This is a genomic window from Kineococcus radiotolerans SRS30216 = ATCC BAA-149 (assembly GCF_000017305.1).
Classification (GTDB): domain Bacteria; phylum Actinomycetota; class Actinomycetes; order Actinomycetales; family Kineococcaceae; genus Kineococcus; species Kineococcus radiotolerans.
Map to the genome: position 1 here is coordinate 3,766,440 of NC_009664.2, position 26,899 is coordinate 3,793,338.

22 protein-coding genes are annotated in these 26,899 nt (G+C 76.2%); 14 read left to right on the plus strand and 8 right to left on the minus strand.

Annotation, left to right across the window (positions count from 1 at the left end):
• Positions 1 to 40: 40 nt before the first annotated feature.
• The 5 genes from KRAD_RS17885 to KRAD_RS17905 all read right to left on the minus strand — a co-directional run bounded on the left by KRAD_RS17885 (position 41) and on the right by KRAD_RS17905 (position 3,620).
• A complete protein-coding gene (locus tag KRAD_RS17885) occupies positions 41 to 745 on the minus strand; it encodes a hypothetical protein (RefSeq protein ID WP_012087058.1) in 705 nt (234 codons plus the stop codon).
• Positions 746 to 754: 9 nt separating this feature from the next.
• On the minus strand, positions 755 to 1,603 hold the full coding sequence (locus KRAD_RS17890; protein WP_041292193.1) for an alpha/beta fold hydrolase: 849 nt from the start codon (positions 1,601 to 1,603) through the stop codon (positions 755 to 757).
• The gene (locus KRAD_RS17895) at positions 1,600 to 2,121 is read right to left on the minus strand and encodes an aminoacyl-tRNA deacylase (RefSeq protein ID WP_083782118.1); all 522 of its coding nucleotides are present in this window, start codon (positions 2,119 to 2,121) and stop codon (positions 1,600 to 1,602) included. Before KRAD_RS17895 ends, KRAD_RS17890 begins: the two co-directional genes overlap by 4 nt.
• Before the next feature lie 51 nt (positions 2,122 to 2,172).
• Positions 2,173 to 2,805: a PKD domain-containing protein gene (locus KRAD_RS17900; RefSeq protein ID WP_049821273.1), complete on the minus strand. Its 633-nt coding sequence runs from the start codon at positions 2,803 to 2,805 to the stop codon at positions 2,173 to 2,175.
• 200 nt (positions 2,806 to 3,005) lie between these two features.
• Positions 3,006 to 3,620 carry a DUF6318 family protein gene (locus KRAD_RS17905; protein ID WP_157873642.1) on the minus strand — a complete coding sequence of 205 codons (615 nt, stop codon included), beginning with the start codon at positions 3,618 to 3,620 and terminating at the stop codon, positions 3,006 to 3,008.
• Between the two features lie 345 nt (positions 3,621 to 3,965).
• Between KRAD_RS17905 and KRAD_RS17910 the strand changes: the two genes are divergently transcribed.
• From KRAD_RS17910 to KRAD_RS17935, 6 genes are all read left to right on the plus strand, one after another.
• Positions 3,966 to 4,382, plus strand: a complete 417-nt coding sequence (locus KRAD_RS17910; RefSeq protein WP_203417600.1) for a DUF6504 family protein — start codon at positions 3,966 to 3,968, stop codon at positions 4,380 to 4,382.
• 62 nt (positions 4,383 to 4,444) lie between these two features.
• A complete protein-coding gene (locus tag KRAD_RS17915; protein WP_012087064.1) occupies positions 4,445 to 4,876 on the plus strand; it encodes an SAV_6107 family HEPN domain-containing protein in 432 nt (143 codons plus the stop codon).
• Positions 4,877 to 4,963: 87 nt separating this feature from the next.
• The gene (locus KRAD_RS17920) at positions 4,964 to 8,926 is read left to right on the plus strand and encodes a DNA polymerase III subunit alpha (RefSeq protein ID WP_012087066.1); all 3,963 of its coding nucleotides are present in this window, start codon (positions 4,964 to 4,966) and stop codon (positions 8,924 to 8,926) included.
• 106 nt (positions 8,927 to 9,032) lie between these two features.
• A complete protein-coding gene (locus KRAD_RS17925) occupies positions 9,033 to 9,776 on the plus strand; it encodes a methyltransferase domain-containing protein (RefSeq protein WP_041293470.1) in 744 nt (247 codons plus the stop codon).
• A 21-nt stretch (positions 9,777 to 9,797) separates the two neighbouring features.
• The gene (gene dinB / locus KRAD_RS17930) at positions 9,798 to 11,021 is read left to right on the plus strand and encodes a DNA polymerase IV (protein ID WP_012087068.1); all 1,224 of its coding nucleotides are present in this window, start codon (positions 9,798 to 9,800) and stop codon (positions 11,019 to 11,021) included.
• Between the two features lie 229 nt (positions 11,022 to 11,250).
• Positions 11,251 to 11,643 carry a DUF3040 domain-containing protein gene (locus tag KRAD_RS17935; protein WP_012087070.1) on the plus strand — a complete coding sequence of 131 codons (393 nt, stop codon included), beginning with the start codon at positions 11,251 to 11,253 and terminating at the stop codon, positions 11,641 to 11,643.
• 118 nt (positions 11,644 to 11,761) lie between these two features.
• Here KRAD_RS17935 and KRAD_RS17940 read toward each other — a convergent pair whose 3' ends face one another.
• Genes KRAD_RS17940 through KRAD_RS17950 form a run of 3 tightly spaced genes read right to left on the minus strand, consistent with a single transcriptional unit; the run spans position 11,762 to position 16,396 of the window.
• Positions 11,762 to 14,053: a transglutaminase TgpA family protein gene (locus KRAD_RS17940; protein ID WP_012087071.1), complete on the minus strand. Its 2,292-nt coding sequence runs from the start codon at positions 14,051 to 14,053 to the stop codon at positions 11,762 to 11,764.
• A complete protein-coding gene (locus KRAD_RS17945) occupies positions 14,050 to 15,369 on the minus strand; it encodes a DUF58 domain-containing protein (protein WP_012087072.1) in 1,320 nt (439 codons plus the stop codon). The genes KRAD_RS17940 and KRAD_RS17945 overlap by 4 nt, the downstream gene beginning before the upstream one ends.
• Before the next feature lie 7 nt (positions 15,370 to 15,376).
• Positions 15,377 to 16,396, minus strand: coding sequence for an AAA family ATPase (locus KRAD_RS17950; RefSeq protein WP_012087073.1), 1,020 nt, complete (start codon positions 16,394 to 16,396; stop codon positions 15,377 to 15,379).
• Between the two features lie 450 nt (positions 16,397 to 16,846).
• Here KRAD_RS17950 and mraZ point away from each other — a divergent pair, with 450 nt between their 5' ends.
• The 8 genes from mraZ to murD all read left to right on the plus strand — a co-directional run bounded on the left by mraZ (position 16,847) and on the right by murD (position 26,899).
• Complete coding sequence (gene mraZ / locus KRAD_RS17955; protein ID WP_012087074.1) at positions 16,847 to 17,278, plus strand: division/cell wall cluster transcriptional repressor MraZ; 432 nt, start codon at positions 16,847 to 16,849, stop codon at positions 17,276 to 17,278.
• Positions 17,279 to 17,497: 219 nt separating this feature from the next.
• Positions 17,498 to 18,649 carry a 16S rRNA (cytosine(1402)-N(4))-methyltransferase RsmH gene (gene rsmH, locus KRAD_RS17960; RefSeq protein WP_420812241.1) on the plus strand — a complete coding sequence of 384 codons (1,152 nt, stop codon included), beginning with the start codon at positions 17,498 to 17,500 and terminating at the stop codon, positions 18,647 to 18,649.
• On the plus strand, positions 18,649 to 19,083 hold the full coding sequence (gene ftsL, locus KRAD_RS24575) for a cell division protein FtsL (RefSeq protein ID WP_012087076.1): 435 nt from the start codon (positions 18,649 to 18,651) through the stop codon (positions 19,081 to 19,083). Before rsmH ends, ftsL begins: the two co-directional genes overlap by 1 nt.
• Before the next feature lie 48 nt (positions 19,084 to 19,131).
• Positions 19,132 to 21,039 (plus strand): peptidoglycan D,D-transpeptidase FtsI family protein, encoded by a 1,908-nt coding sequence (locus tag KRAD_RS17970; protein WP_012087077.1) that lies wholly within the window; start codon positions 19,132 to 19,134, stop codon positions 21,037 to 21,039.
• Positions 21,040 to 21,154: 115 nt separating this feature from the next.
• Positions 21,155 to 22,768, plus strand: coding sequence for a UDP-N-acetylmuramoyl-L-alanyl-D-glutamate--2,6-diaminopimelate ligase (locus KRAD_RS17975; protein WP_012087078.1), 1,614 nt, complete (start codon positions 21,155 to 21,157; stop codon positions 22,766 to 22,768).
• The gene (locus tag KRAD_RS17980) at positions 22,765 to 24,228 is read left to right on the plus strand and encodes a UDP-N-acetylmuramoyl-tripeptide--D-alanyl-D-alanine ligase (protein WP_012087079.1); all 1,464 of its coding nucleotides are present in this window, start codon (positions 22,765 to 22,767) and stop codon (positions 24,226 to 24,228) included. The genes KRAD_RS17975 and KRAD_RS17980 overlap by 4 nt, the downstream gene beginning before the upstream one ends.
• Positions 24,225 to 25,316: a phospho-N-acetylmuramoyl-pentapeptide-transferase gene (mraY, locus tag KRAD_RS17985; protein WP_012087080.1), complete on the plus strand. Its 1,092-nt coding sequence runs from the start codon at positions 24,225 to 24,227 to the stop codon at positions 25,314 to 25,316. Before KRAD_RS17980 ends, mraY begins: the two co-directional genes overlap by 4 nt.
• On the plus strand, positions 25,313 to 26,899 hold the full coding sequence (gene murD, locus KRAD_RS17990; RefSeq protein ID WP_238985764.1) for a UDP-N-acetylmuramoyl-L-alanine--D-glutamate ligase: 1,587 nt from the start codon (positions 25,313 to 25,315) through the stop codon (positions 26,897 to 26,899). Before mraY ends, murD begins: the two co-directional genes overlap by 4 nt.

Sequence of the window (26,899 nt, forward strand, 5' to 3'; positions counted from 1 at the left end):
GCACTCTAGGAGCCGGGCGCGGCACCAGCCTCCGCTGGGCTCAGGGGGTGCGCCCGTCCAGCGTCCCCCGGACGTCCAGGACCCGGAACCGGGCGAACAGCTCCTCCACGTACCAGCCCTCCCGCGGGGTGCGGGCCATGACGTTGCGGTGGGCCTCGCGGCGGTGGGCGAACTCCTCCAGGGCGCCGGTGGAGTCCCACAGCGAGAACGTCCCCTGGTAGCCCAGCGGCGCCTCCCCGATCCCCATCGCGCACCGCAGCCCGGGCACGGTGCGCAGCTCGGCGGCCACCGGCGGCACCGCCCGCCAGAACCCGGCGGCGCGGCTCGGGTGCAGCCGGGCGCGGGTGATGGAGGCGATGGGGCCCTCCACGTCCGCGCCGCCCCGCGCGCGGGGCGGGCCGAAGGGCTCGCGCCCGGACCAGCGGCCGCGGCTGCCGTGGGGCGCGAGCCGGACCTGCAGGCGCTCGGTGGCGAACCGCTGCCAGGCGCGCACCGGGCGGGAGGTCTCGTAGCGCTCGGCGTCGGCGAGGCGGTCCCAGGCGACGAGGACGGCCCAGTGCCGCGGGTCGGCGTCGCGGACGGTGAACGTCGTCCCGTCCCCGGTGCCCAGCAGCTTCCCGAACTGCGCCCCCGGCAGCCGCTGCACCGCGCGGCGGTCCGCGGCCATGCGCCACACGGCGCGGGGGACGGCTCGCGGGGTGACGGTCCAGACGTCGAGGGTCACGACCTCGGGGGTGGCGGGCACCCGGGGAGGCTACGCGGCGGGCCCGTCCCCGGCGCGCGCGGAGCGCACCTGCTCCCGCACGACGCGGGCGCAGTCGGCGGGGTGGTCCCACACCGGGACGTGCCCGCTGCGGGCCCACTCCAGCCAGCGCGTCTGCGGCGGCGCGCAGGAGCGCACCAGGAACGACGGCGGCAGCACCCGGTCCCGGCCCCCGGCCACGACCGTCACCGGGACCCGGACGTCGCCGGCCCGGGTGAAGGAGGCCGCGCCGATCCCGGCGTCGGCGGCGGCGTAGCCCGCCGCGGCCGCGACCGCCTCCACCGCGCCGCGCACGACCTCGGCGGGCAGCCGGCGCGGGGCGGTGCTGGTGGCGCCCAGGGCCAGCGTCCGGCCCACGGCGGTGGTGACGAGCCCGACGGGCAGGCGCCCCGCGAGGCGGGCGAACTGCTGCCCCGTGGGGAGCAGCGGCGGGCGCCGGCGGGGGGAGGCCCACAACCCCGCGGGGGTGAAGGCGGTGACGCTGGCGACGGCCTCCTCCGCCCCGGGGGCCGCGGCCGCCTCCAGGCAGACCCACCCCCCGAGGGAGTGCCCGACGAGGTGGACGCGCCGGCCCTCCTCCGCGGCGAGCGCGGCGGCCAGCCGGTGGAGGCGCTCCCCGAGGGCCGCGGGGCTCATCGCGCTCGCCTCGGCCACCGGGGGCGCGGTGCCGTGACCGGGCAGGTCCAGGACGTGCAGGCGGTGGTCGGCGGCGAGGTGCGGGACGAGCAGGGACCACGTGCTCGCCGCCCCGCCGAGGCCGTGGACGAGGACGACGGCCGGGGCCTGTGCCGCGGCCGACCCCGCGCGGTGCACGGCGAACCCCTCGAGGAGTCCGCTCACCCGATCTCGACCGGGTGCCCGCTGGTGAGCCGCAGGAGCTCGTCGTAGCGGGTGCGGAACACCGCGTGCGGGTGCCCGGCCGGTACCCAGACCGCCGGGTACGGGGCCAGGGCCACGTCCACGAACGTGGGCAGCTGCGCCGTGAGCCCGATCGGGGAGGCGGACCCCAGCACGGACCCGGTGCAGCGCAGCACGTCCGTGTCGTCGTCCCAGGTCAGCTCCGGCTCGCTGAGGACCCCGGCGAGGACGGCCGGCAGGATCGGGTGGGCCGCCGAGGCCACGACGAGCAGCCGTCCCCCGTCCCGGGTGCGGAGCACCGCGGTGGTGGCGACGGCGGCGAGCGGGACCCCGAGGTGCTCGGCGAGCTGACCCGCGTCCCGCAGCGTCGCCGGGACCTCGAGGACCTCACCCGCCCCGCGCAGCTCGACCAGCGCCGTGGCGGTCGCCTCCACGGCCGGGGCCGTGGCGGTGCTCGTCCCAGCGTTCCCGGGAGACTCGTGAACCACCGTCCACCTCATGCACCACGACGGTAAACCGGTTCCCCCCGCCCGTCGCGGTGAGCGCCCCGTTCAGCGGGTGAGGACGGCGGACCCCTCGCGGACCTGCACCGCGGTGGCCGCGGAGACGACGGTGGCGGTGCCCGCGACGGGGCGGTACGGGAGCCCGGCGACGGTGTACTCGCCGGTGTACGTCGTGGTGAGGGTGATCAGGTGCTCGCCGGGGGTGTCGTAGGCGTGGGTCAGGGTCGCCCGCGGGTACGGGTTCCCGGGGTCGGTGGTGGGGCCCAGGGTGGTGCCGTCCCCGAGGTCCCACGTCCAGCTGGTCGGCGTGGCGCGGACCGTCACCGGGTAGCCGAGGACCGTCGTGTCGCGCACGACGACGTCGGTCCCGGTGCGCAGGACGAGCGGCACGTGCAGCAGGGCCAGGCCGGTGCGGGGCTGCAGCTCCACGGCGCCGGCGGGCAGCGGGAGGCGGCGCAGGTCGGCCTCGGTGACGACGGGCAGGGTGACAGGTTCCGCGTCCTCCGCCCCCGCGGTGCACCTGCTGCCCCCGTTGACCCAGGGGGCGCCCCCGGTCCGGGTCCAGGTCGTGGCGAAGGTCTGGCCCGGCGGGCAGAGGCGGTTCGAGGCGCCGCAGAAGTCGTCGCCGAAGGAACCCTCGGGGCCGTTGCGACCGCAGGCGGGGGTCCTGACGACCTCCACGGGTGGGCCTTGACGAGCAGAGTCCCGGCTGGGATTCCGGTGCTGGCGCTGGGAATCGGAACGCGATGCGCCGATCTCGAAACTGTCGTCGCGGCTGATTCCCGTTGACCCCGTGGGGCCCGCCCAGGCAGTCGAGCTGGCGCAGGCCAGGGTCAGCACGCAGATCGTCGTGCTGACACCCCAGGCGGTCTTCCAGCTCCTCATTCCACCTCCCAGACGATCCAGCGCCCATCTGACCAGTTGAGATCGAGCCAGAACTCACCGTTCGGGACTGACGGCGCGGAGCCGACGACTCGACCGTGGAGGTCGGTTGTCTCGAAGGCCGTCTTGGTCGTTGACACAGTGAGGCCGATCTCGCCTTTCGCTGCATCCCACGAGTCGACCCGGGTGCCAGTGAACTGGATCTCGAACCCGGTCGAGGAGTAGCCCCGCGCTCGATACTCGTCGATCACATCAGCCTGGTACCGGCATCCGGAGCAGCCTGCGTCCGAGATGGACAGGAGGAGAGCGGGGTCCCCCGTTCCATTGGCGTAGTTCAGGACCTGCGTGAAGTAGGCCGCGAACGCGCTGGCTCCGTCCACCGTGAACGTCCGGCTCAGCTCGGTCTGCTCGGGCAGCGGGAGGCTCCTCGTGGTCACCGGGGTGGGGGTCGCGCCGGCCGGTGAGGCCGCCGGTGTCGTCGGGGTGGCCGTGACGGCGCCGGCCGGGGCGGAACCCACCACTGGCGCGTCCGCCGCCTCCTGCGAACACCCGGCGAGCGCGCCGACGGCGAGGAGCGCGACGAGGGGTGCGGCGACGCGGTGGAGCGGGATCACCGTGGCACGGTCGCACGCCGCGGCGCGGCGCGGGCGCCGTCGGGAGGTCGCTGTGGACAACCCGTCGGCCGTCCGGGTGACGGCGCCCCCGGGGGTCACCCGGGGTCCCTGGGGAGCGACTCCGCGCCCTGTGGACGGCGAGGTTCACCGTTGACGGGCCCGGAGCGGGGTGGTGTAGCTTCGTGATGCGTTCGAACCGGTGTTCGAACGCGCTCGGCCGCCCGGTGGCGCGGTCCGTGGGGAGGGGAAGCTCCACGGGCCGCGCCCCGGGTGCGTCGTCGCGGGCCGCTTCCCCCGGCTCGTCGCGCTGCGCGGTCCGTCGCGGCGTCGGCTCGAGGGGGGAAGGTGACAGCGGTGCGGCGGTTCTCCGACGAGGTCCACGTGCGGTGCGGCGCGAGGGGGGAGGAGGCCGGTGTCCCGGCCCTGTTCGTCTGGCGCGGCCGGCTCTACGTGGTGCGCGAGGTCCTGTCCCGGTGGCGCGAGCGCAGCGCGTGGTGGGAGCACGCCGCCGTCGCCGCCGTCCACGGCGACGAGGCGGGCGGGGCGGGGGGCGCGGTGACGGCGGTGCGGCCGGTGCTCGAGATCGGGGACCTCGAGCGGGAGGTCTTCCGCGTCGAGGCCGGGGTGGGGCGGGCCGGCGCGGTGGGCGTCTACGACCTCGCCCGTCCGGTGGCCCTCGGGACGGCGGCCGTGTCGGAGGTCGCTGGTAATCCTGTTCTCGACGAACCGCGCGAGTGGCAGTTGCTGCGCGTCAGCGACTGAACCGCCACCGGCCCGCCGTCCAGGCAGCACCAGACGATCGAACGATCTCGGAGGAGAACTCGATGCCCGGCACCTTCGACGTCCCCCGGGGCGTCCCCCGTCCGCTGACCACCGCCGCCCTCGACCTGCTCGAGAGGTGCGAGGAGGAACTGCTCCTGGCGCTGCGCACCACCGACACCGCCGAACGCTACGTCCACGCCCACCTCGGCGCGTTGCGGGCCGGTGCGGCCCTGGTCGCGGTGCACGGGCGGCCCGTCGGTCCCCGGCGCAACGGTCCGCGCAGCGTGTGGCAGATGCTCCCCGCCATCGACCCCTCGTTGCAGGAGTGGGCCGACCGGTTCGCCGCCACCGCGCCGCTGCGTTCGGCGGTGGAGGCCGGGCGCACCGGTGTCGTCGGTGAGGCCGACGCGGAGGAACTCCTCGCCGACGCCGAGCGGTTCCTCCGGGTGGTGGAGTCGCTGCTCGGGCTCAGCGCCGTGCCGCTCGCCGGCTGAGGCGCGCGGCCCGGGCCGTTCCCCAGCGATCCCGCACCACCTGCTGCTCGGCCTTCCCCACGGGCGCGTTCTCGAAGGACGTCCCCCTTGACCACCACCGCACCCCCGTTCCCGCACCTGCACGTGGCCTCCGGCTACTCCCTGCGGTACGGGACCTCCACCCCGGCGGCTCTCGTCGCCCGGGCCGCCGACCTCGGCCTGGCGACGCTGGCCCTCACCGACCGGGACGGTCTCCACGGTGCGGTGAAGTTCGTCCGGGCCTGCGTCGACGCGGGGATCGCCCCGGTCCTCGGCGTCGACCTCGCGACGACGCCCACGGGTTCGGCGACCGGGCTCCCCGAGTGGGCCGATCCCTCGGTCGCCGTGCGCCGCAGGGGGTCGCGCGCACCGGTGCGGGGCGGGTCGGTGGTCGATCCCCGGTGGCCCCGGATCACCGCGCTCGCCCTCGGCGCCGACGAGGCCGGTGCCGGGCGCGGCTGGGCGGGTCTGTGCCGGCTGGTGAGCGCGACCCACCTCGGCGGGCGGCGCGGAACCCCCGTCAGCAGCCTCGAACTCGTCGCCGCGCACGCTCGCGGCACCGACGGCCGCGCGGTGCTGGCCGTGCTGCTGGGGCCGGGTTCGGAACTCGGCCGGGCCGTGCTGGCCCGCCGGGACGACCTCGCGCGCGCCGTCCTGCGCCGCTGGCAGGAGGCGCTGCCCGCCGGTTCGCTGCACCTGGAGGTCGTCTGCCACCACGCCCCGCCGGGGACGGCCGGCAGCGTCGAGCACGCGGCCCGGGTGCTGGGGCTGGCCCGCGAGGCCGGGGTCCCCGCGGTGCTCACCGCCGCGGTGCGGTCCGCGGAGCCGGACGGGGCGCTGACGGCGGACCTGCTCGACGCGGTGCGCCGGCTGGTGCCGCTGGGTCCGCGCCACCTGGACCGCACGACGGGGCAGGGGCACCTCCTGCCCTCGGCCGAGATGGCCCGGACCGCGGCCGACGTCGCCCGCGCCGCGGGGGACCCGGCCGCCGCGGCCGACCTGCTGGCCGCGACGGCGGTGCTCGCCGGCCGCGCCCGGATCGACCCCGCCCGCGACCTCGGCCTCGGCCGGCACCACCTGCCCGACCCGGCGGCCCTCGGGCTGGGCGACGACGTCGACCAGTCCGCCCTGCTGCGCGGGCGGGCGGAGGCGCGCATCGCCGCGCGGTACCCGGGGGCCGGTGCCAGCCGGGAGGCGGAGGTCCGCCGACGCCTGGACGAGGAACTCGCGATCATCGAGCAGGTCGGGTTCGCCAGCTACTTCCTCACCGTCGCCGACGTCTGCGACCTGACCCGGGCGATGGGCGTGCGGGTCGCGGCGCGGGGTTCGGGGGCGGGCAGCCTGGTGAACCACCTGCTGGGGATCTCCGACGTCGAGCCCCTCGGGCACGGGCTGCTCATGGAACGCTTCCTCAACCCCCGGCGCGGGCAGTTGCCCGACATCGACCTCGACGTCGAGTCCGCCCGCCGCGAGGACGTCTACCGGGCGGTCCTGGACCGCTTCGGCGGGGAGCGGGTCACGTGCGTGTCGATGATGGACAGCTACCGGGTGCGGCACGCCGTCCGCGACGTCGGGGCGGCGCTCGGGTTGCCGCCGGCGGAGGTCGACGCCATCGCCACCGCCTTCCCGCACCTGCGCGCCCGCGACGCCCGCGCCGCGATCGCCGAACTGCCCGAGCTGCGTCGCAGCGGGCTGGGGGAGGAACGCCTCAGCACCTTCTTCGACCTCGTCGAGCGCCTCGACGGCCTGCCCCGGCACGTCGCGCTGCACCCCTGCGGGATCGTGCTGTCGAACCGGACCCTCCTGGACCGGACCCCGGTGGAGGCCAGCTGGCGGGGTTTCCCGATGAGCCAGTTCGACAAGGACGACGTCGAGGACCTCGGCCTGCTCAAGCTCGACGTCCTCGGGATCCGGATGCAGTCGGCGATGGCGTACGCGGTGCGGGAGGTCGAACGGGTCGAGGGCGTGCGGATCGACCTCGACGACCGGCAGCAGGTGCCGTTGGACGACCCGGCCACCTTCCGACTGATCCGGTCCACCCGGACCCTCGGCTGCTTCCAGATCGAGTCGCCGGGGCAGCGGGAACTGGTCGGCAAGTTCGCCCCCGAGACCTTCCACGACATCGTCGTCGACATCTCGCTGTTCCGGCCCGGCCCCGTGAAGTCGGACATGGTCGCCCCGTTCCTGCGGGCCCGGCAGGGCTGGGCCGCCCCGGAGTTCCTCGACGACCGGTTGCGGCCGGTGCTGGAGCAGACCCACGGCGTCGTGGTGTTCCACGAGCAGGTCATCGAGATCATCCGGGCCACCACCGGCCACGACCTCGCGGTGTCCGACGAGTACCGCCGGCACCTGGGGACCCGGCAGGGCCAGGAGGAGATGGAGCCGCAGTTCAAGCGCCGCGCCGTGGAGCACGGCTACCCGGAGGACGTGGTGGCGCGGATCTGGGAGGTGCTCAAGGCGTTCGCCTCGTTCGGCTTCTGCAAGGCCCACGCCGCGGCGTTCGCGCTGCCGACGTACCAGTCGGCGTGGCTGAAGACCCACCACCCCGCGGCGTTCCTGGCGGGGGTCCTCACCCACGACCCGGGCATGTACCCGAAGCGGCTGATCCTCGACGACGCCCGCAACCTCGGCGTCGAGGTGCTGGGCCTGGACGTCAACGCCTCCGGCGACACCTACCGCGTCGAACCCGTGGACCTCCCCGGGCCCCGCCCCGCCCCCCACGGCCAGGCGGCCCTCCACCCGTGGCCGGGGTGGCGGGAGGGGCGCGACGCCGAGGGGCTGGGGGAGGGCGTCGCCGACGGCACCGGGTTCGGCATCCGGTTGTCCCTGAGCGACGTCAAGGGGATCTCCGCGGCGGAGGTCTCCCGCCTCGTCGCCGGTCAGCCCTACCGCTCGCTCGCCGACCTGTGGCAGCGCGCCCGCCCCTCGCGGCCGGTGGCCGAGCGCCTCGTCCTCACCGGGGCGCTGGACTCCCTGCACGGCCTGCGCCCGGTCGGCCGGGCCGGGGAACCCGCGCCCCGGCGGGGGCGCACCACCCGCCGGGACCTGCTGCTGCAGGTCGCCGAGCTCGACCGCTGGACCCGCTCCACCGCCGGGCCCGGGCCGGTGCGCGTCCCCCGGGCCGTCGCGGCGGGCGGGCCGGGTCCCCTCGACGTCCGGGCCGCCGCCGCCGCGCAGTCGCGGGCCGCGCGGCCCGTCGCCGACCCCGCCGGAGCGGTGCAGCTCGCCCTCGACCTCGGCGACGCCCCCGAGGAGGTCGCGCCCAGCGGCCTGCCGGAGATGACCGGGGCCGAACGCGTCCGCGCCGAGCTCGACGTCCTCGGGCTCGACGTCAGCTCCCACGTCGTCGACTTCTACGCCCCGCTCCTGCGCGCGCTGGGGGTCACCCCGGCCCGGGAGCTGCGCTCGCGGCGCAACGCCGCGCAGCTGCTCGTCGCGGGGGTGAAGGTCGCCACCCAGACCCCGCCGGTCCGCTCGGGGCGGCGGGTCGTCTTCCTCACCCTCGACGACACCACCGGCCCGCTGGACGTGACCTTCTTCGAGGACGCGCAGGGCCCCTACGCCGCGACGGTCTTCCACTCCTGGCTGCTCGTCGTGCGCGGGGTGCTGCGGCGCACCGGACCCCGGGGGGTGTCGCTGCGCGCCACCGGGGCGTGGGAGCTGCCCGCGCTGTGGGACGCCTGGAACGTCGACGGGATCGACGTCGTGCGCGAGCTCATCGCCGGCGCCCCCGACCCCGGCCGCTCCCCGGCCGCGACCCCCACGGCCCCTCCGGCCCCCCTGACCCCCTCGGCCCCCCTCCCCGCGGAGCACGGCGCGACCGCCGGCGGGACGGGCACCCGGCGCGTGCTGGTGCACGCCAGCGGCTTCCGGCAGTCCCCCTACGCCGACCTCCGGCCGGCCGGGGAGGACACCCGCAACTCCCGCGCGATCGGCCGGGCCCCCCGGGAGGAGCCGGACCGGGACCCCGGCGGGCGGGCCGACCCCCCGCGCAAGCTGTGGCACTCCAGCGGCGGGAGCCCCGGGAGGTGACCGGAGCGGCGCGCGGCCACGTCCGCACCGGCGGCCCCGCCGGGTGTCTAGGGTGGGGGACCGCAGCACCGACCGGACGACCACCCGCACGAGCCTGGAGGAACGAGTGGCGAAGGAACGGGGCCGTCCCCGCACGTCGACGGTCCTCTGGGAGGGGGTCCAGCGCCTGCTCGCCGACGCGGCCGCCGCGCCCGGCGCCGGGGAACTCACCGTCGTCGACCTCGGCGGCGGGACGGGCGGCCTCGCCGTGCGGGTCGCCGCGCTCGGCCACCGGGTCGTCGTGGTCGACCCCTCGCCCGACGCCCTCGCCGCCCTCGAACGGCGCACCGTCGAAGCCGGGCTCTCCGACCGGGTCCGCGCCCTGCAGGGGGACGCGACCGACCTCGCCGCGGTGCTCGAACCCGGCCGCGCCGACGTCCTGCTCTGCCACGGGGTCCTCGAGGTCGTCGACGACCCGCGCGCCGCGCTGCGCGCCGCCCACGACGCCCTGCGCCCCGGCGGCCGGCTCAGCCTGCTCGTCGCGCAGTGGCCGGCGAGCGTCCTGGCCCGCGTCCTGTCCGGGCACCTCGACCAGGCGCTGCACGTGCTCTCCGACGCCGACCACCGGTGGAGCGGGCACGACCCGCTGCGGCGCCGGTTCGACCGCGCCTCGGCGACGGCGCTCGCGCAGGGGGCCGGGTTCACCGTCACCGCGGTCGAGGGCACCCGGACGTTCAGCGACGTCGTCCCCTCCACCCGCACCGAGTCCGACGCGGACGTCGAGCTGCTGCGCCGCCTGGAGGCGCTGGCCTCCACGTCCCCGGAGCTGCTCGGGCTGGCCGGGCACCTGCACCTGCACGCCACCCGCTGAACCCGTCCCGGGGAGCGGGCGGTGAGCCGGCGGCAGCTGCGGCCCGACGGCCCCGGGGGCTGGGGGCTGGACGACGACGACACCGGCTGCACCGTGCTGCACGCCGACATGGACGCCTTCTACGCCTCCGTCGAGCTGCTGCGCCGCCCCGACCTGGTGGGGACGCCCGTCATCGTCGGCGGCGGGAACCGCGGGGTGGTGCTGTCGGCGACCTACGAGGCCCGCCGCCACGGCGTGCACGCCGCGATGCCGATGGCCCGCGCCCGGCGCCTGTGCCCGGGCGCGACGGTCCTCACCCCCCACCACGAGGACTACGCGCGGATCTCCGCGGGCGTCATGGAGGTGTTCCGCTCGATCACCCCGCTCGTGGAACCCCTCAGCCTCGACGAGGCCTTCCTCGACGTCTCCGGCGCCGTCCGCCGCCTCGGCAGCCCGGCCCGGATCGGTGCCGCGCTGCGCGACCGGATCGCCGACGAGCAGGGCATCACCTGCTCCGTCGGGGTCGCCTCGACGAAGTTCGTGGCCAAGCTCGCCTCCGGCGCGGCCAAGCCGGACGGGCTGCTGGTCGTCCCCCACGCCCAGACGGTCGCCTTCCTGCACGCGCTGCCGGTCTCGGCGCTGTGGGGGGTGGGGGAACGCACCGAGGAGACGCTGGCCCGCCTCGGCCTGCGGACGGTCGCCGACATCGCCCACACCCCCGTCACGACCCTGGTCCGCGGTCTCGGGGACGCCACCGGCCGGCACCTGCACGCCCTGGCCTGGGGGCGGGACGAGCGCCGGGTCGTCGCGCTCGCCCCCGAACGCAGCATCGGTTCCGAGGAGACGTTCTCCCGCGACGTGGACGACGCGCGGGTGGTGCACCGGGAGCTGCTGCGGCTGGCCGAGCGCACCGCCGCCCGGGCCCGGGCGGCCGGGGTGGCCGGGCGGACGGTCGTCCTCAAGGTCCGGTTCGCCGACTTCACCACGATCACCCGCTCCCGCACCCTGCGCGAACGCACCGACGTCACCCGGGAGGTCCACGCCACCGCGCGGGACCTCTTCGACGCCCTCGCCCTCGACCGGGCCCGGGTGCGGCTGGTGGGGGTGCGGCTGGAGGGGCTGGCCGAGTCGGCCACCCAACCGCGGCAGCTGGTCCTCGGCGAACGCACCCACGGGTGGCGCGAGGCCGACGGGGCGGTCGACCGCGCGGGGGCCCGCTTCGGGGCCGGGAGTGTGAGACCGGCCACTCTGCTCCCCCCGCGGTGACCCGGGCCGCCTCCCGGTGAGCGCGGGTCCGTTCCGTCCGGCAGACTCGCTGTGACCTGCGGTGGAACCGACCGCGGAGCTGCGTCGTTCTCCCCGCTGGAGGGGACGAGACACGCCAAGAGCACCACGGCACGACGCTCGGTGGGAGACGATGTGGTAAGCCGAGTTTCGTCCGCAGCCACGGGGACATATCCTTTGAAGCACAACGTGCGCACGCCAGGAGGTACAGGTGCCGCTCTCGGAACATGAGCAGCGTCTGCTCGAGCAGATGGAACGTGCGCTGTCCGCGGACGATCCCAAGTTCGCCAACGCCATGAAGGGTTCCCGTCACGGACGCGCCGCCAGGCGGCGCCTCCTCGTCGGCATCGCTGCCGTCGTGGTGGGTCTCGTGCTCCTCATCATCGGGGCCAGCACGAGCCGGATCTGGCTGGGGGCAGGCGGTTTCATCGTCATGCTCGCCGGCACGATCTGGGCCTTCTCACCGGCTCGGGGAGCGGGCACCGCCGGTGGGCAGCCCCCCGTGGGGGGATCGCGGCCGGTGCGGCCGGGGAAGTCGCGCCGGAGCGGGTCCTTCATGGAACGCCTCGAGCAACGGTGGGACCGCCGACGCGGTCAGTGGTGATCCACTCCTCACCGGGCCCGGCCCGGTGAGGCCAGCACGACCACGCCACGAAGGGCGCCGCGAGACCTCGCGGCGCCCTTCGTCGTCCCCGCCCCCGGGCGGGGACGACGGGACCGGGTCAGTCCCGGTCCCACCACTCCAGGGCCCGCCGGACCCCGGCCATCGGGAAGCACCGGGCCCGCCACCGCAGCCCCCGCGGCCGGCCGGCGGCCACCGCGTCGACGACGACGTCGACCTGGGCCCGGACGAGGCGACCGGCCTGGCCCGCCCGCGGACGCACCAGCAGCGAGCCCCCCGCGGTCTCCCGCGGGCCGCCGCCGGAGGCGCCGAAGCGGCTGCTCTCCACCGCCGCCCGCATCCGCTGCACCTCCTGCGCCGCGACCGACCCCGGTTCCAGGAGCTCCGACAGCCCGTCCGCCCGCTGCCGGGGGGTCGCCGACGGCGCCCAGCGCACCCCCAGGTCGTGGACCCGGTCCTCCAGCTCCGCCCAGGCCGCCTCGGCGGAGGACCCGGTGTCGTGCACCCCGGCCCACCGGCGGCGGCTGAGCACGGTGGCCGACACCCGCGGGGCGAGCAGCAGCAGCACCAGCGCCAGCGCCCCGAGGACCCAGCCCCACGGCAGGGCCAGGACCCGGCCCCAGCCGGTCGGCTCCGCCTCGGTGCCGGCGTCGGCCCCGGTGGCGGTGGAGGTCGCGGTGGTGGCCGTCGGCGCGGCCGCCGAGGAGCTCGCCGCCGAAGGGGCCGCCGAGCGGGACGGGGCGGTCGTCGGCACCGGCACCAGGGGGACGCTCCAGGACGGCGACTGACCGCTCCGCGTCGCCGGCGTCGGCTCGAAGCGGGTCCACCCCACGCCCTCGAAGTACAGCTCCGGCCAGGCGTGGGCGTCCTGGGCGCTGATCCGCCAGCGCCCGTTCGCGCTCTCCTCCCCGGGCAGGAACCCGATGGCGACCCGCGCCGGGATGCCCAGCGCCCGGGCCATGACGGCCATCGCGGAGGCGAACTGGACGCAGAACCCGGTCTTCTGCTCCAGGAACGCCGCGACCGCGTCGGACCCGCCGTCGTTGGGCGCGGTGGTGGAGTAGGTGAACCCGCCGGTGGCGCGGAAGTAGCGCTGCAGGGCCGCGGCCTGCTCGTAGGGGTCGGAGGCCCCGGCGGTGACCTGGGCCGCGGTGTCGCGCACCACCTGCGGCAGCTCGGGCAGCTCGGTGTAGCGGGACTCGAGCTCGTCCGGCGCCCGCGGGGCGGCCCGCAGCTCGTCCTCGGTCGGGGCGACCTCGAGGTGGGTGACCTCGTACTGCCGGCCGCGGGTGGTCTCCCCGTCGCCGACGACGTTGAGGGTGTCGGTCTCGTAGAGCCACTCGCCCTCGATGCCGACGCGCAGGGCCGGGTAGGGCAGCGGCAGGTAGGTCTGGTCCAGCCCGCGCACCGAGATCGAGGTCCGGCGCACGGTCGAGGCGTCGCGCACGGGGTCCGACAGCCCCGGCGCGGGGTTCAGCCCGTCCTGCACCCGCTGGCTGCGGGGGATGTCGGCCCCCGTGCTGGGGGCCCAGGTGCGGCCGTCGAACACGTCGGCGGTGACGATGCGCAACGGCGCGGGGTCGGGCTGGTCGGTCTGGTACGTGAGGATCGTGGCGTTCGAGCGGGCCCCGAGGCTGGCCTTGAGGTTGAGGATCGGGTTGATCACCGCGATGGTGTCGCCCTGCCCGGTGTCGATCGTCAGCGGCCGCTCGTCCAGGCCCGGCACCGTTGCGGGCACCGCGACTGCGGCCACCAGGGCCACCGCCGCGGTGGCGCTCGCGGTCACCCCCGCCACCGAGCGGCGGGCGGGGCCGGGCGGGCGCAGGAGAGAGCTGCGGCGGTCCCCGGCCAGCAGCACCAGGTAGGGGACGCTCGCGAGCACGAACGCGACGGCGCTGGACCCGCCCGGGGCCAGGGCCAGCGGCACCGCCACCACGGCGAGCAGCGGCAGCCCGGCCAGCGCGGGCCGGCGGAGGGTGACGGCGAAGAGGTCCACGGCGAGGGCCAGGAGCCCGGCCCCGGCGACCAGCAGCAGCCGCAGACCGCGCAGGTCGACGGCCGGCACGCTGTAGCGCTGGATGACCTGGACCCCGTCGGTGGCCAGTTGCGCGAAGCGGCCCGGGGTGGCGGGGGTCGGCACGACCCCCGCCACCGTGGTGCTGCCGCCGAAGAGGACCAGGAGCACGGCCAGGAGGGCGAGGACCTGCACCGCGACCGCCGGGCCGCGCCGGCGGAGCAGGGCCCGGACCAGCAGCCCGGAGGCGGTCACGGCGCAGACCGCGCTGAACGCGCCGACCAGCCACCCCGAGGACACGAGGAGCGGTCGCAGGGTGAGCACGGCGGCGGCGCTGGCGACACCGGCCCACAGGGCGGTGCGGGCACTGCGGGTCACGGGCGGACCTCCTCGTCGGGGAGCGGGGCGGGCCGGGCGGCGCGCGTGGCGTCGGACGGGGCGCCCGCGGGAGTGCCGCGCGCCCCGGTGCGGGTGAGTCTGGCCCAGACCTCCGACACGGGGTCGCCGGGGCCGGCCAGCGCCGTGCGCCAGCCCGCGCGCGCCAGCACCAGGTGCGCGCGGCGCAGCCCCGGCCCGTCGTCCTGACCGGGCTGCGTCCACGCGGCCGTCCGCTCCAGGACCGCCAGGGCGGGGACGCCCAGCGGTCGCGCCGACAGCAGGGGGGCCACGTCCTCCTCGTCGACCCCGGCGAGGACCGCGACCAGGAGGGTGGAGTCGGCCCGTCCCAGCGCGGCGACGGAGCGGGCCAGCCCCTCGGGGCCGCCCGGGCGCAGCCGGGCCAGCGAGCGCAGCAGGCCGCGGACGGCGGAGCTGTCGTCGAGCTCGCGCGGCGGGTCGAAGGCGCCGTCGTGCAGGAGCCGGACGCGGTGCCCGCGCCGGTGCAGGTGCACGGCCGCCGAGGCGACCAGGCTGACGGCCCACTCCAGCGAGGACCCCGCACCGCGCCCCTCGTGCGCCGCCGCCCGGGTGTCGAGCAGCAGGACGACGTCGGGGCGGCCCGGGTGCTCGTCGGAGCGGACCATGACCGCGCCCCGCCGGGCGGTGGAGCGCCAGTGCACGCGGCGCAGGTCGTCGCCCACGCGGTACTCCCGCAGGGAGACGTCGTCGAGGGAGGCGGCGGCGGAGGCGCCGGCGGAGGACCCGCGGGCACCCCCGAGGTCGCCCAGGACGAGGTCGGCCAGCGGGTGCACGCGCGGCAGCACGTCCAGGGTGACGCTCCCGCCGAGGGTGCGGCTGGCGGTGACCAGGCCGAAGACGTCGCGGGCGACGAGCGTGACCGGTCCCAGCGGGTAGGACCCGCGCACCTCGGCCCTCACCCTGTGCTCGAGGTCGAGGATCTGGCCCTCCCTGAGGCGGGGGACCGGGAGGCGCGCGGTCCCGCCCAGGGCCAGGGGGACCTGGTCCTCCAGGACCAGGCGCACCCCGGCCCGGGCCCGTCCCAGGACGGTCAGCCGGACGGTGCTCGTGACCCCGGCCTCGACGAGCTCCGACTTCGACCTCGACACCAGGTCGAGGGTCGCGGCGCTGCGCACGGCGGACCAACCGGCCACCACGAGGAGCACGACGAGCAGGACCCCCACGCGCAGGACGTCGCGCTGGCCGGTGAGCGGTGCCCCGACCAGGACCACCAGCGCGACCGCCGCGAAGGTCCAGCCGCGCGCGGAGGGGCGCAGGCGCACGGGGCGACCGCTCACCGGGGGCTCACCGCGGGGAGGGGAGGGCCGTGGAGCGCAGCACGTCGACCACCACGTCGGCGCCCTCGCGCCCGGCCAGCAGGGCGTCCGCCGTCAGCAGCAGGCGGTGGGCGACGACGGGCACGGCGAGGGCCTGCACGTCGTCGGGCAGCACGTGGTCGCGACCCTCCATCGCGGCGCGCGAGCGGGCCGCGCGCAGCAGGTGCAGGGCCGCGCGCGGGGAGCCGCCCAGGCGCAGGTCCGGGTGCGCCCGGGTGCGCCGCACGAGGTCCACGACGTACTGCTTGAGGGCTTCCGCCGCGTGCACCCCGCGGACCGCGGCGGAGAGCTCCCGCACCTGCGCCACGTCCACGACGGGGGTCACGGCGTCCAGCGGCTGCGTCGCCCCGTGCTCGCTGAGCATAGTGAGCTCGGCCTCGGCGGAGGGGTAGCCCATGGAGACGCGGGCCATGAAGCGGTCGCGCTGGGCCTCGGGCAGCGGGTAGGTCCCGTCCATCTCCACCGGGTTCTGGGTGGCGAAGACGATGAAGGGCCGGTCCAGCTCCCACGTCGTCCCGTCGACGGTGACCTGCCCCTCCTCCATGCACTCCAGCAGGGCCGACTGGGTCTTGGGCGAGGCGCGGTTGATCTCGTCGCCGATGACGACGTTGGCGAACACCGCCCCCGGGCGGAACTCGAAGGCGCTGCGCTCCTGGTTCCAGATGCTCGACCCGGTGACGTCGCTGGGCAGCAGGTCGGGGGTGAACTGGATGCGCCGCACGGTGCCGTCGACGGCCCGGGCGAGGGTCTTGGCGAGCATCGTCTTGCCCACCCCGGGGACGTCCTCGACGAGCAGGTGCCCCTCGGCGAAGAGGACGGTCAGCGCGAGCCGCACGATCTCGTCCTTGCCCTGGATGACCCGGTCCACCGTCGCCGCGAGGGCGTCGGTGGTGGAGCGCAGGCGCTCCAGGGCCGCGGGGAGGTCCTGCGGGTCGAGGGCGAGGGGCTCGCCGGGGTGGCTGCCGGGGAGTGCGCTCGTCGTGGTCACGTGGCCTCGTCTCGTTCGGTGGACCTCGCGGGTGCGAACGTCCGGAGCCGGGGGAGGGTGCCCGGACCCCGGTCCGGGCACCCTCCGCACGACGTGCCCACTCTGCCCCACCCCCCGCCCCCTCCGCCCGTCGATCCGGGCACCGGGACCCCCACCTCCCCCCACCCCGGCGCCCCCCGGTCCCCCACACCCCTCCACCCCCGCCCCGGGAGGGCTCCCGGAGGGCTCCCCGGGGGCCTCCCGGGGCGGCGCGCGCCCCGGCCCGGGCTCGCGGACCCCCACGGCCCTCCCCGGCGCCCCACGCCTCTGACCTGCGCCGACGCCGGGCCTGAGCGGTGACCGACGGTGGATCGACGTTGACCGTGGAGGAAAGTGGAGTACGGTGGAGGAGTCTGGTCCGCCAGGGCCGGGCAGCAGTGGCAACAAGGACCCGTTCGGTGGGGGTGCGTGGTGTTCCTGGGCACCCACACGCCCCGCCTGGACGACAAGGGGCGGCTGATCCTCCCGGCTCGTTTCCGGGACCAGCTGCTCGACGGCCTGGTCATCACCAGGGGGCAGGAACGCTGCCTCTACATCTTCCCCATGCAGGAGTTCCAGCGGATGCACGAGGAGATGCGGCAGGCGCCGCTCACCAACAAGGAGGCGCGCGACTACCAGCGCGTCTTCCTGTCGGGTGCCTCCAGCGAGCTCCCGGACAAGCAGGGGAGGGTCACCGTCCCGCCGCTGCTGCGCACCTACGCCGGCCTCGAGCGCGACGTCGCCGTCATCGGTGCCGGCGCCCGCGTCGAGCTGTGGGACCTGCGGACCTGGGAGAGCTACCTCGACGAGGTGGAACCCGCCTTCGCCGACCGCCGCGAGGAGGTCCTCCCGGGGGTCCTCTGATCCCTGACCCCCGAGCCGAGGCTCGGGCCTCCGGGTACCGACCGTCGACCGCGGCCTCCAGCCGCCCCGTCCCCGGTCCTGACGCCACTTCCCCGGCGCCAGGGCCGGGGGCGCGAGCGGATGGGGACCGCGACCGACGGTCGGCTCGCGGGTGGGAGGGGAACCGGTGGCCGGCAGCGAGGGGGAGGTGACGACGTGGACGTGGACGTGCAGGACGACGTGCAGGGCAGGGCCGGCGAGGGCGCCGAGGAACGCGCGCACGACGCGGCCCGCCGCCACGCCTCCGTCATGCTCGAACGCTGCACCCGGGTGCTGTCCCCGGCGCTGGACCACCCCGGTGCCGTCACCGTCGACGTGACCCTGGGCATGGGCGGGCACGCCCACGAGCTGCTGCGCCGCCACCCCGGTCTGCGCCTGGTCGGGATGGACCGCGACCCGCAGGCGCTGGAACTCGCCGCGCACCGGCTGCACGAGTTCGCCGACCGGATCACCCTGGTGCACAGCGTCTCCGACGGCCTGGGCGAGGCGCTGGACGACCTCGGCCTGGACACCGTCGACGCCGTCTTCTTCGACCTCGGGGTCTCCTCGCTCCAGCTCGACGAGGCGGAGCGGGGTTTCTCCTACGCCCGCGACACCGCCCTGGACATGCGGATGGACCCCGGCGCCCCCACCACGGCCGCGGACGTCCTCAACACCTACTCCCACAGCCAGTTGACCCGCATCCTCCGGGTCTACGGCGAGGAGCGCTTCGCACCGCGCATCGCCTCCGCGATCGTGCGCGAGCGGGCGCTGGAACCCTTCACGAGTTCCGCCCGGCTGGTGGACCTGGTGCGCGCCAACGTCCCCGCCGCCACCCGGCGGACCGGCGGGAACCCCGCCAAGCGCACGTTCCAGGCGCTGCGGATCGAGGTCAACGACGAACTCGGCGTCGTCGAGCGCTCGCTGCCGGTGGCCTTCGAACGGCTCGCGCCCGAGGGTCGGCTGGCGGTCCTGACCTTCCACTCCCTCGAGGACCGCATCGTCAAGAACGCCCTGCGGGAGCTGTCGAGCAGTTCCGCTCCGCCCGACCTCCCTTTCGTGCCAGCGGGTTCCGGGCCGCGCGCGGAACTCCTCACCCGCGGCGGGGAGACCGCCGACGAGGCGGAGCTGGCCGAGAATCCCCGGGCGGCGTCGGCGCGCCTGCGTGCCGTGCGTCGCCTCCCCGGCGAGGATCGGGTCAGTTCCCCCCGGGTCGTGCCGGCGTCCAGGCGCCGGAACCGTCCCGGGACCGGGACGGCCGGGAACCCCGCCCGGCCCCGCACTCAGGAGTTCGAGACCCACCCCCACCTCGAGCCGGGCGAGCCCGGCGCGACCGTCGAGAGGACGCCGTGATGAGCCAGCCCCTGATCGCGGCCCGGAACGCTCCGGTCCGCCAGCTCAAGGCGCGTCAGGACGCCGCCGCCCGTCCCGAGCTGCAGGTGGTCACCCCGCCCGCGACCCGCCGCCTGCGCCTGCCGCTGCCGGTCGCGTGCGTGCTCGTGCTGACCCTGGGGCTGTTCGGGCTGCTCATGACGAACATCGCCATCGCCGGCGACGCCTACCGCATCACCGACCTGCAGGTGCAGTCGCAGCGGCTGGCCGACCAGCAGCAGGCGGCGGCGGAGTCGCTGGCCCACCAGTCCGCGCCGGAGCAGCTGGCCGCCCGGGCCCAGGCCCTGGGGATGGTGCCGGCCCCCGACGCGGTCCACCTCACCGGCAGCGGCGCCGTCGGCGAACCCACGCCCGCCCCGACCCCCACGGCCCCGGCCCGCACGTCCGGCGGCTGAGGCCGCGCCGCCCCGACGTCCGCCCGAAGGTCCCGAGAGGCTCACCGCGTGTCCCCACTGCGCCGCAACCGACCCCACGCCCGCGACGACGGGGCGCCGACCGCGGACATGAGGATGCGCGTCTACAGCGTGGGGGTCCTGCTCGGCCTGACCGTCCTCGGGGGGCGGCTGGTCCAGCTCCAGGGCGCCGACGCCGGGGCCCTGGCCGAACGCGCTCTGCGGCAACGCACCTCGGAGACCAAGCTGTACGCCAAGCGCGGCGACGTCGTCGACGCCAAGGGCGTCGTGCTGGCGACGTCGGTCGAGCGGCGCGACGTCATCGCCGACCCGCAGACCGTCCAGGCGTACAACACCCGTCCCGGCGACGGGTCGAAGTACCAGGAGGAGCACGGGCAGGGCCCGGCCGGCGCGGCGGCGCGGCTGGCCCCCGTGCTCGGGATCGACGAGGCGACCCTCACCGACAAGCTGACCGTGAAGGCGACGAGCCCGCGCTACGCCGTCGTGGCGGTCGGCATCACCCCGGAGCTGTGGCAGCAGGTCGCCGACGTCGGCATCAGCGGGATCACCTCCAAGCGCCAGACCCAGCGCATCTACCCGACGGGGTCGGCGTCCTCCACCCTCGTCGGCGTCCTGGGCACCCCCGTCTACGACGAGGAGGCGAAGGCGTACCACGACTACCCCCTCGGCGGGCTGGAGTCGGCCGAGGACGACCTGCTGACGGGCACCGACGGGTCGATGAAGTACGAGCGCAGCCTCGGCGGCCAGGAGATCCCGCTGGGCGACAGCGAGATGGTCGAGCCCGTCGACGGCACCTCCCTGCACCTGACGATCGACTCGGACCTGCAGTGGAAGGCGCAGTCGGCGATCGCGGCCAAGGTCGCCGAGACGGGCGCGAAGTCCGGCACCGTCGTGATCATGGACAGGCGGCAGCGGCTGCTCGCGCTGGCCAGCGCGCCCAGCATCGACCCCACGAACCTCACGGACTTCACCAACGACCAGCTCCTGAACACCGCGCTCACCGAGGCCTTCGAACCCGGCTCGACGGCCAAGGTCGTGACGCTGGCGGCGGTGCTGGAGGAGGGGAGGGCCACGGCCTCCAGCCCCTTCACCGTCCCCTACGCGCTGCAGAGGTCGGACAAGCTCTTCCACGACTCCCACGAGCACCCCGAGGAGAAGCTCACGCTGGCGGGGATCCTCGCCCAGTCCAGCAACACCGGAACCATCCTGGCCGGGGAGCAGCTCGACGCGCGGACGCTGTACGAGTACCAGCGCGCCTTCGGGTTCGGCAGCCGGACCACGCTCTCCTTCCCCGGGGAGACCGCCGGCATCGTGGCGAAGCCCGAGGACTACTCCGGGACCCAGCGCTACACCGTGATGTTCGGGCAGGGACTCTCCGTCAACGCCGTGCAGGCGGCCTCGGTGTTCGCCACCATCGCCAACGACGGCGTGCGCGTCGAGCCCACGCTCATCGCCGGGACGTCGGACCCGAACGGCAACCGCACCACCGCCCCCGCCGGCGACTCCGCCCGGGTGGTGAGTTCCGAGACCGCGAAGACGTTGCGGGACATGATGCAAGCCGTCGTCAGCGAGGAGGGGACCGCCGCCGCCGCGGAGATCCCGGGTTACCTCGTCGCCGGCAAGACCGGCACCGCGGAACGCTACGACGAGGACCTCGGCCGCTACTCCGGTTACACCGCGTCGTTCATCGGGCTGGCCCCCGCCGACGACCCGGAACTGGTGGTGGCCGTGATCCTGCAGGACCCCCGGACGAACTACTACGGCGGGTCGGCCGCGGGTCCGGTGTTCAAGGAGGTCATGACCTACGCGCTCGCGCAGCGCGGGGTCGCCCCCTCCGCCGAACCCCCGGCGAACCTCCCGCTCACCTGGGGGGGCGAGGCCGAGGCCGGGGCCGCGCGCGCCCCGGGCGCCGCCGGGGACGCCGCGGGAGCGCAGTGACCCCCGTCCCGGACCGGGGCGGCGCGGTGCGCGGGGGGACGCGCGGGAGAACACGCCGGGGAACACGCGGGGGAAGCGGTACGGGCGCCCCCGTGCGGGCGGGTAGCCTCCCACCGTGCCGTTGACCGACGGCCCGGGCGCCGACGGTGCCCGCGGCCCGCTGAAACTCTCGGACGTCGCGCAGGTCCTCGGAACCTCCGTCGCCGCCGGTGCCCCGACCCCCGCCCCGCCGGGGACCCCCGTCACCGGGGTCACGCTGGACTCCCGCCGGGTGCGTCCCGGCGACCTCTACGCGGCGCTGCCGGGAGCCAACGTCCACGGCGCGCGCTTCGCCGCCCAGGCCGCCGCCTCGGGAGCCGTCGCCGCCCTCACCGACCCCGCCGGGGCCGACCTCGTCGCGGCCGCCGGCCTGCCCGCGCTCGTGGTCGACGACCCCCGCGCCGTGCTCGGGGACCTCGCCGCCCGGATCCACGGCCGCCCCGGCGACGTCCTCACGACCGTCGGGGTCACCGGCACCAACGGCAAGACCACCACCGCCTACCTCGTGGAGTCCCTGCTGCGCTCCGCGGGCTGGACGACCGGCCTGCTCGGCACGGTCGAGACGCGCATCGCGGGGGAGCGCGTCGACAGCGTCCGCACCACCCCCGAGGCCCCGGACCTGCACGCGCTGCTGGCCCGGATGGTCGCCGCCGGGGTCCGCGGGTGCGCCCTGGAGGTCTCCAGCCACGCGCTGGTCCAGCACCGCGTCGACGGCCTGGTCCTCGACGTCGCGCTGTTCACCAACCTGTCCCAGGACCACCTGGACTTCCACGGGTCGATGGAGGAGTACTTCGCCGCCAAGGCGTCGCTGTTCACCCCCGCCCACGCCCGGCGGGGCGTCGTGTGGGTCGAGGAGGACGGGGCTCCCGACGCCTCCTGGGGCCGCCGCCTGGCGCGGCGCGCGAGCGTGCCGGTGGTCACCGTCGGCGCGGGCGACGCCGACTGGCGCGTCACCGACGTGCGCACCGGGCGGGCCGGCAGCACCTTCCACCTCAGCGGCACCCTCCCCGGCGGTCCCGTCGAGCTGGACCTCACCTGCCCCCTGCCCGGGGACTTCAACGTCGCCAACGCGGCCCTGGCGGCCGTCGCGGTCCTCCACCTCGGCCCGGCCCCCGCGGTCGTCGCGGCCGGGCTGGCCGCCGCCGAGGGGGTCCCGGGCCGGATGCAGACCGTGGTCCGCGACGGCGCCCCCCTCGTCGTCGTCGACTACGCCCACACCCCCGACGCCCTGGACCGGGTGCTGCGGACGCTGCGGGGGATCACCCCCGGCCGCCTGGTGGCCGTGTTCGGCGCCGGCGGGGACCGCGACCGGGGCAAGCGCCCGCTCATGGGGGCCGCCGTCGCGGCCCTCGCCGACGTGGCCGTGGTCACCGACGACAACCCCCGCTCCGAGGACGCGGCGGCCGTGCGCGCCGCCGTGCTCGCCGGCGCCCGGTCCGGCCCGGCGGAGGTCCTGGAGGTCGCCGACCGCGCCGCCGCCCTCGACGCCGCGCTGGCCCGGTGCCGGGGCGCGGGCGACACCGTGCTGCTGGCCGGCAAGGGCCACGAGACCGGCCAGGAGGCGGCGGGGGTCGTGACCCCCTTCGACGACCGGGCCGCCGCCGCGCACGCGCTGCAGCGGTGGGCCCGCACGCACACCCACGAGGACACCAGGGGCGCGGCCGGAGCCGCGCGAGGAGGTAGGCCGTGATCGCGCTGACCGCGGCGGAGGTGGCGGAGCTGACCGGCGGTCGGCTCGCCGCCGGGACCGCGTCGACCCCGGTGACGGGACCCGTCGTCGTCGACTCCCGCGCCGCCGGGCCCGGATCGCTCTTCGTGGCGCTGCCCGGGGAACGGGTCGACGGGGCCGACCACGCCGCGGGCGCCGTCGCCGCGGGCGCGAGCCTCGTCCTCGCCGAGCGCGAGGTCGAGCTGCCCGCCGGCGCCGCGCTCGTGGTCGTCGAGGACGGCGTCACCGCCCTCGGCCGGCTGGCGCGCGGGGTGCTGGAGCGCCTGCGCTCGACCGGGTCCGGTCCGCTGGTCGTGGGCGTCACCGGCAGCCAGGGCAAGACGACGACGAAGGACCTGCTGGCCCGGGTGCTCGCGCCCGCCGGCCCCGTCGTGGCTCCCGCGGGCAGCTTCAACAACGAGATCGGCGCCCCGCTCACGGTGCTGCGCGCCGACCGCGGCACCGTCACCCTCGTCGTGGAGATGGGCGCGCGCGGTCTGGGGCACATCGCCGCGCTGTGCGCGATCGCCCGCCCCGATGTCGGCGTCGAGCTCGTCGTGGGCGCCGCCCACGCCGGGGAGTTCGGGTCGCTGGAGACCACGGCGCGCGCCAAGGGCGAGCTCGTCGAGGCCCTCCCGGCCGAGGGGCTCGCCGTCCTGAACGCCGACGACGACCGGGTCGCGGCCATGGCCACCCGCACCCGCGCCCGGGTGCTGACCTTCGGCCGCGGCGCGCACGCCGACGTCCGCGCCCTCGACGTCGAGCTCGACGCGCTGGCCCGGCCCCGGTTCACCCTCCAGCACGGGGGCGGGCGCGCCCGCGTCCAGCTGCAGCTGCACGGGGAGCACCAGGTCACCAACGCCCTCGCCGCCGCGGCGGTCGCGCTGGGCACCGGGCGCCCGCTGGAGGAGGTCGCGGCGTCGCTGTCCGCCGCGACCGAGCTCAGCCCGGGGCGGATGCAGGTCGTCGAGCGCCCCGACGGGGTCACCGTCGTGCACGACGCGTACAACGCCAACCCCGACTCGATGCGGGCCGCGCTCAAGGCCCTCGTCGGGATGGCCGGGGCGGGGCGCCGGACGTGGGCGGTGCTGGGGGAGATGCTCGAGCTCGGCCCCGCCTCCCGCGAGGAGCACGACCTGCTCGGCCGGACCGTGGTGCGCCTCGACGTCGACCAGCTGCTGGTCGTGGGGGCCGGCGCGCGGCCGGTGTACACCGGCGCGGTCATGGAGGGCTCCTGGGGCGAGGAGGCCGCCTTCGCCACCGACGTCGACGACGCGCTGGAGTTCCTGCGCGCCCGGCTGCGGCCCGGCGACGTCGTCCTGGTCAAGTCCTCCAACGGAGCCGGCCTCGCCCGGCTCGCCACCACGCTCATCCACGACACCACCGCCGCGACCCCCGGGACCCCCGGGACCGGCACCGAGACCACGGAGGCCTCGTCGTGAGGACCGTCCTCATCGCGGGAGCGTTCTCCCTCGTCGTCTCCCTCTTCGGGACCCCGCTCTACATCCGCTGGCTCGTGCGCCGCGGGTACGGGCAGTTCGTCCGCGACGACGGGCCGACCTCGCACCACACCAAGCGCGGCACCCCCACGATGGGCGGGGTCGTCATCATCCTCGCCGCCCTGCTGGCCTACGGCGCCGCGCACCTGTTCACCGGGGCGCTGCCCACGGTCTCGGGCCTGCTCGTGCTGCTGCTGATGACCGGGCTGGGGGTCGTGGGCTTCCTCGACGACTTCCTGAAGATCTCCAACCAGCGCAGCCTCGGGCTGACCGCCAAGGCGAAGCTCGCCGGGCAGGGCCTGGTCGGGATCGTCTTCGCCGTCCTCGCGCTGCAGTTCCCGGCCGCCGGCAAGGACGGCACCACCCCCGCCTCCACGCACATCTCGGTGCTGCGCGACACCCCCCTGGACCTCGCGGTCTTCGGGGCGGTCGGCGGCACCGTCCTGTTCGTGGTGTGGGCGCTGATCATCACCTCCGCGGTGAGCAACGGCGTCAACCTCACCGACGGCCTGGACGGGCTGGCGACGGGGGCGACGACGATGGTCCTGGCCGCCTACGTCCTCATCTGCACCTTCCAGTCCAACCAGAGCTGCTACTCCCTCACCGAGGTCGAGGCGCGCTGCTACGAGGTGCGCGACCCCCGCGACCTCGCCGTCGTCGCGGCCGCGGTGATGGGCGCCTGCTTCGGGTTCCTCTGGTGGAACGCCAGCCCCGCGAAGATCTTCATGGGCGACACCGGCTCGCTGGCCCTGGGCGGTGCGCTGGCCGGGCTGGCGATCCTGTCCCGCACCCAGATCCTGCTCGTCCTGCTCGGCGGGCTCTTCGTCCTCATCACCCTCTCGGTGATCCTGCAGGTCGGGTCGTTCAAGCTGACGGGGAAGCGGATCTTCCGGATGGCGCCGTTGCAGCACCACTTCGAGCTGGCGGGCTGGGGCGAGGTCACCATCGTCATCCGGTTCTGGATCATCGCCGGGCTGTTCGTCTTCCTCGGCCTCGGGGTGTTCTACGCGGAGTGGGTGACCGGCGCGTGACCGTCTTCGAGTCCTGGCTGGGCAACCCCAACCCGCGCGCCGACGACACCGACCGGGTCCGGGAGCTGCGCTCGCCCACCTCCCGCTGGGCGGGGCTGCGCACCCTGGTCACCGGTCTGGGGATCTCCGGCTTCGCCGCCGCCGACGCCCTGCTGGAGGTCGGGGCGGAGGTCGTCGTGGTCGACGCCGCCACGGGGGAGACCCAGCGGGAGAAGGCCCGGCTGCTGGAGGTCCTCGGCGCCACCGTCCTCCTGGGCCCCGAGCACGTGAGCGCCCCGCCGCGCCCCTGGGACGGCTTCGACCTCGTCGTCACCTCACCCGGCTGGCGCCCCGACGCGGACCTGCTCGTGGGCGCAGCGCGGGCCGGGGTCCCGGTGTGGGGCGACGTGGAGCTGGCGTGGCGGATGCGGCCCGAGACCGGCGCCGCGCCCTGGCTCACCCTCACCGGCACCAACGGCAAGACGACCGTGGTGGAGATGACCGCGGAGATCCTGCGGGCGGCGGGGTTGCGCGCGACCAGCGCGGGCAACGTCGGCACCCCGCTGGTGGAGGCGCTGCGCCACCCCCACGGCTTCGAGGTCCTCGCCGTGGAGCTGTCCAGCTACCAGCTGCACTGGCTGTCCACCGACGTGGAGAGCTCCGTGCGCCCGCTGGCCTCGGCCGTGCTCAACCTCGCCCCCGACCACCTGGACTGGCACGGGTCGATGGAGGCCTACGCCCTGGCCAAGGGCCGCATCTACCAGAACACCGAGGTCGCCTGCGTGTACAACGTCGGCGACCCGCGCACCGAGGACCTCGTGCGCGAGGCCGACGTGGTGGAGGGGGCCCGGGCGATCGGCTTCACCCGCGCGGTCCCCGGGCTGTCCATGCTCGGTCTCGTGGAGGACGTCCTCTGCGACCGCGCCTTCGTCGCCGAGCGCCGCGACAACGCCGCCGAGCTCTGCTCGCTGGCCGACCTGCGCCCCGAGGGCTCCGACGACCCCGTCGCCCCGCACACCGTGGAGAACGTCCTGGCCGCCGCGGCGCTGGCCCGGGCCGCCGGGGTCCCGCAGATCGCCGTGCGCGACGGGGTGCGGGCCTTCCGGCCCGCCCCGCACCGGGTCGCGACGGTGGCGGCGCCGAGCGCGGCGACGGCGCAGGTGCGCTGGGTCGACGACTCCAAGGCCACCAACGCCCACGCCGCGAACGCCTCGCTCGCGACCTTCGAGCACGTCGTCTGGATCGCCGGCGGGGACGCCAAGGGCGCCACGTTCGACGACCTCGTGCAGGCCCACCGCGGCCGCCTGCGGGGGGCCGTGCTGATCGGCGCCGACCGCGCCCTGGTGGCCGAGGCCCTGCGGCGACACGCCCCGGATGTCCCCGTCGTCGAGGTGGAGCTCCCGCAGACTGCTGAGGTGGGTGCCCCGCTCGATCACGCGCTGCTGATGGACACCGTGGTGGCCCGGGCCGCGGAGCTCGCCCGTCCCGGGGACACCGTGCTGCTCGCCCCCGCCTGCGCGTCGTGGGACCAGTTCCGCTCCTACGGCCACCGCGGCGACGAGTTCGCCGCCGCCGTCGTCCGCCGGTTCCCCCGGGAGGCGTGA

What these genes read in the sequence shown, in the direction of transcription:
- KRAD_RS17895 (WP_083782118.1), bottom strand. Translation starts at nt 2,121, where the DNA reads ATGAGGTGGACGGTGGTTCACGAGTCTCCCGGGAACGCTGGGACGAGC.
- KRAD_RS17915 (WP_012087064.1), top strand. Translation starts at nt 4,445, where the DNA reads ATGCCCGGCACCTTCGACGTCCCCCGGGGCGTCCCCCGTCCGCTGACC.
- ftsL (WP_012087076.1), top strand. Translation starts at nt 18,649, where the DNA reads ATGAGCCAGCCCCTGATCGCGGCCCGGAACGCTCCGGTCCGCCAGCTC.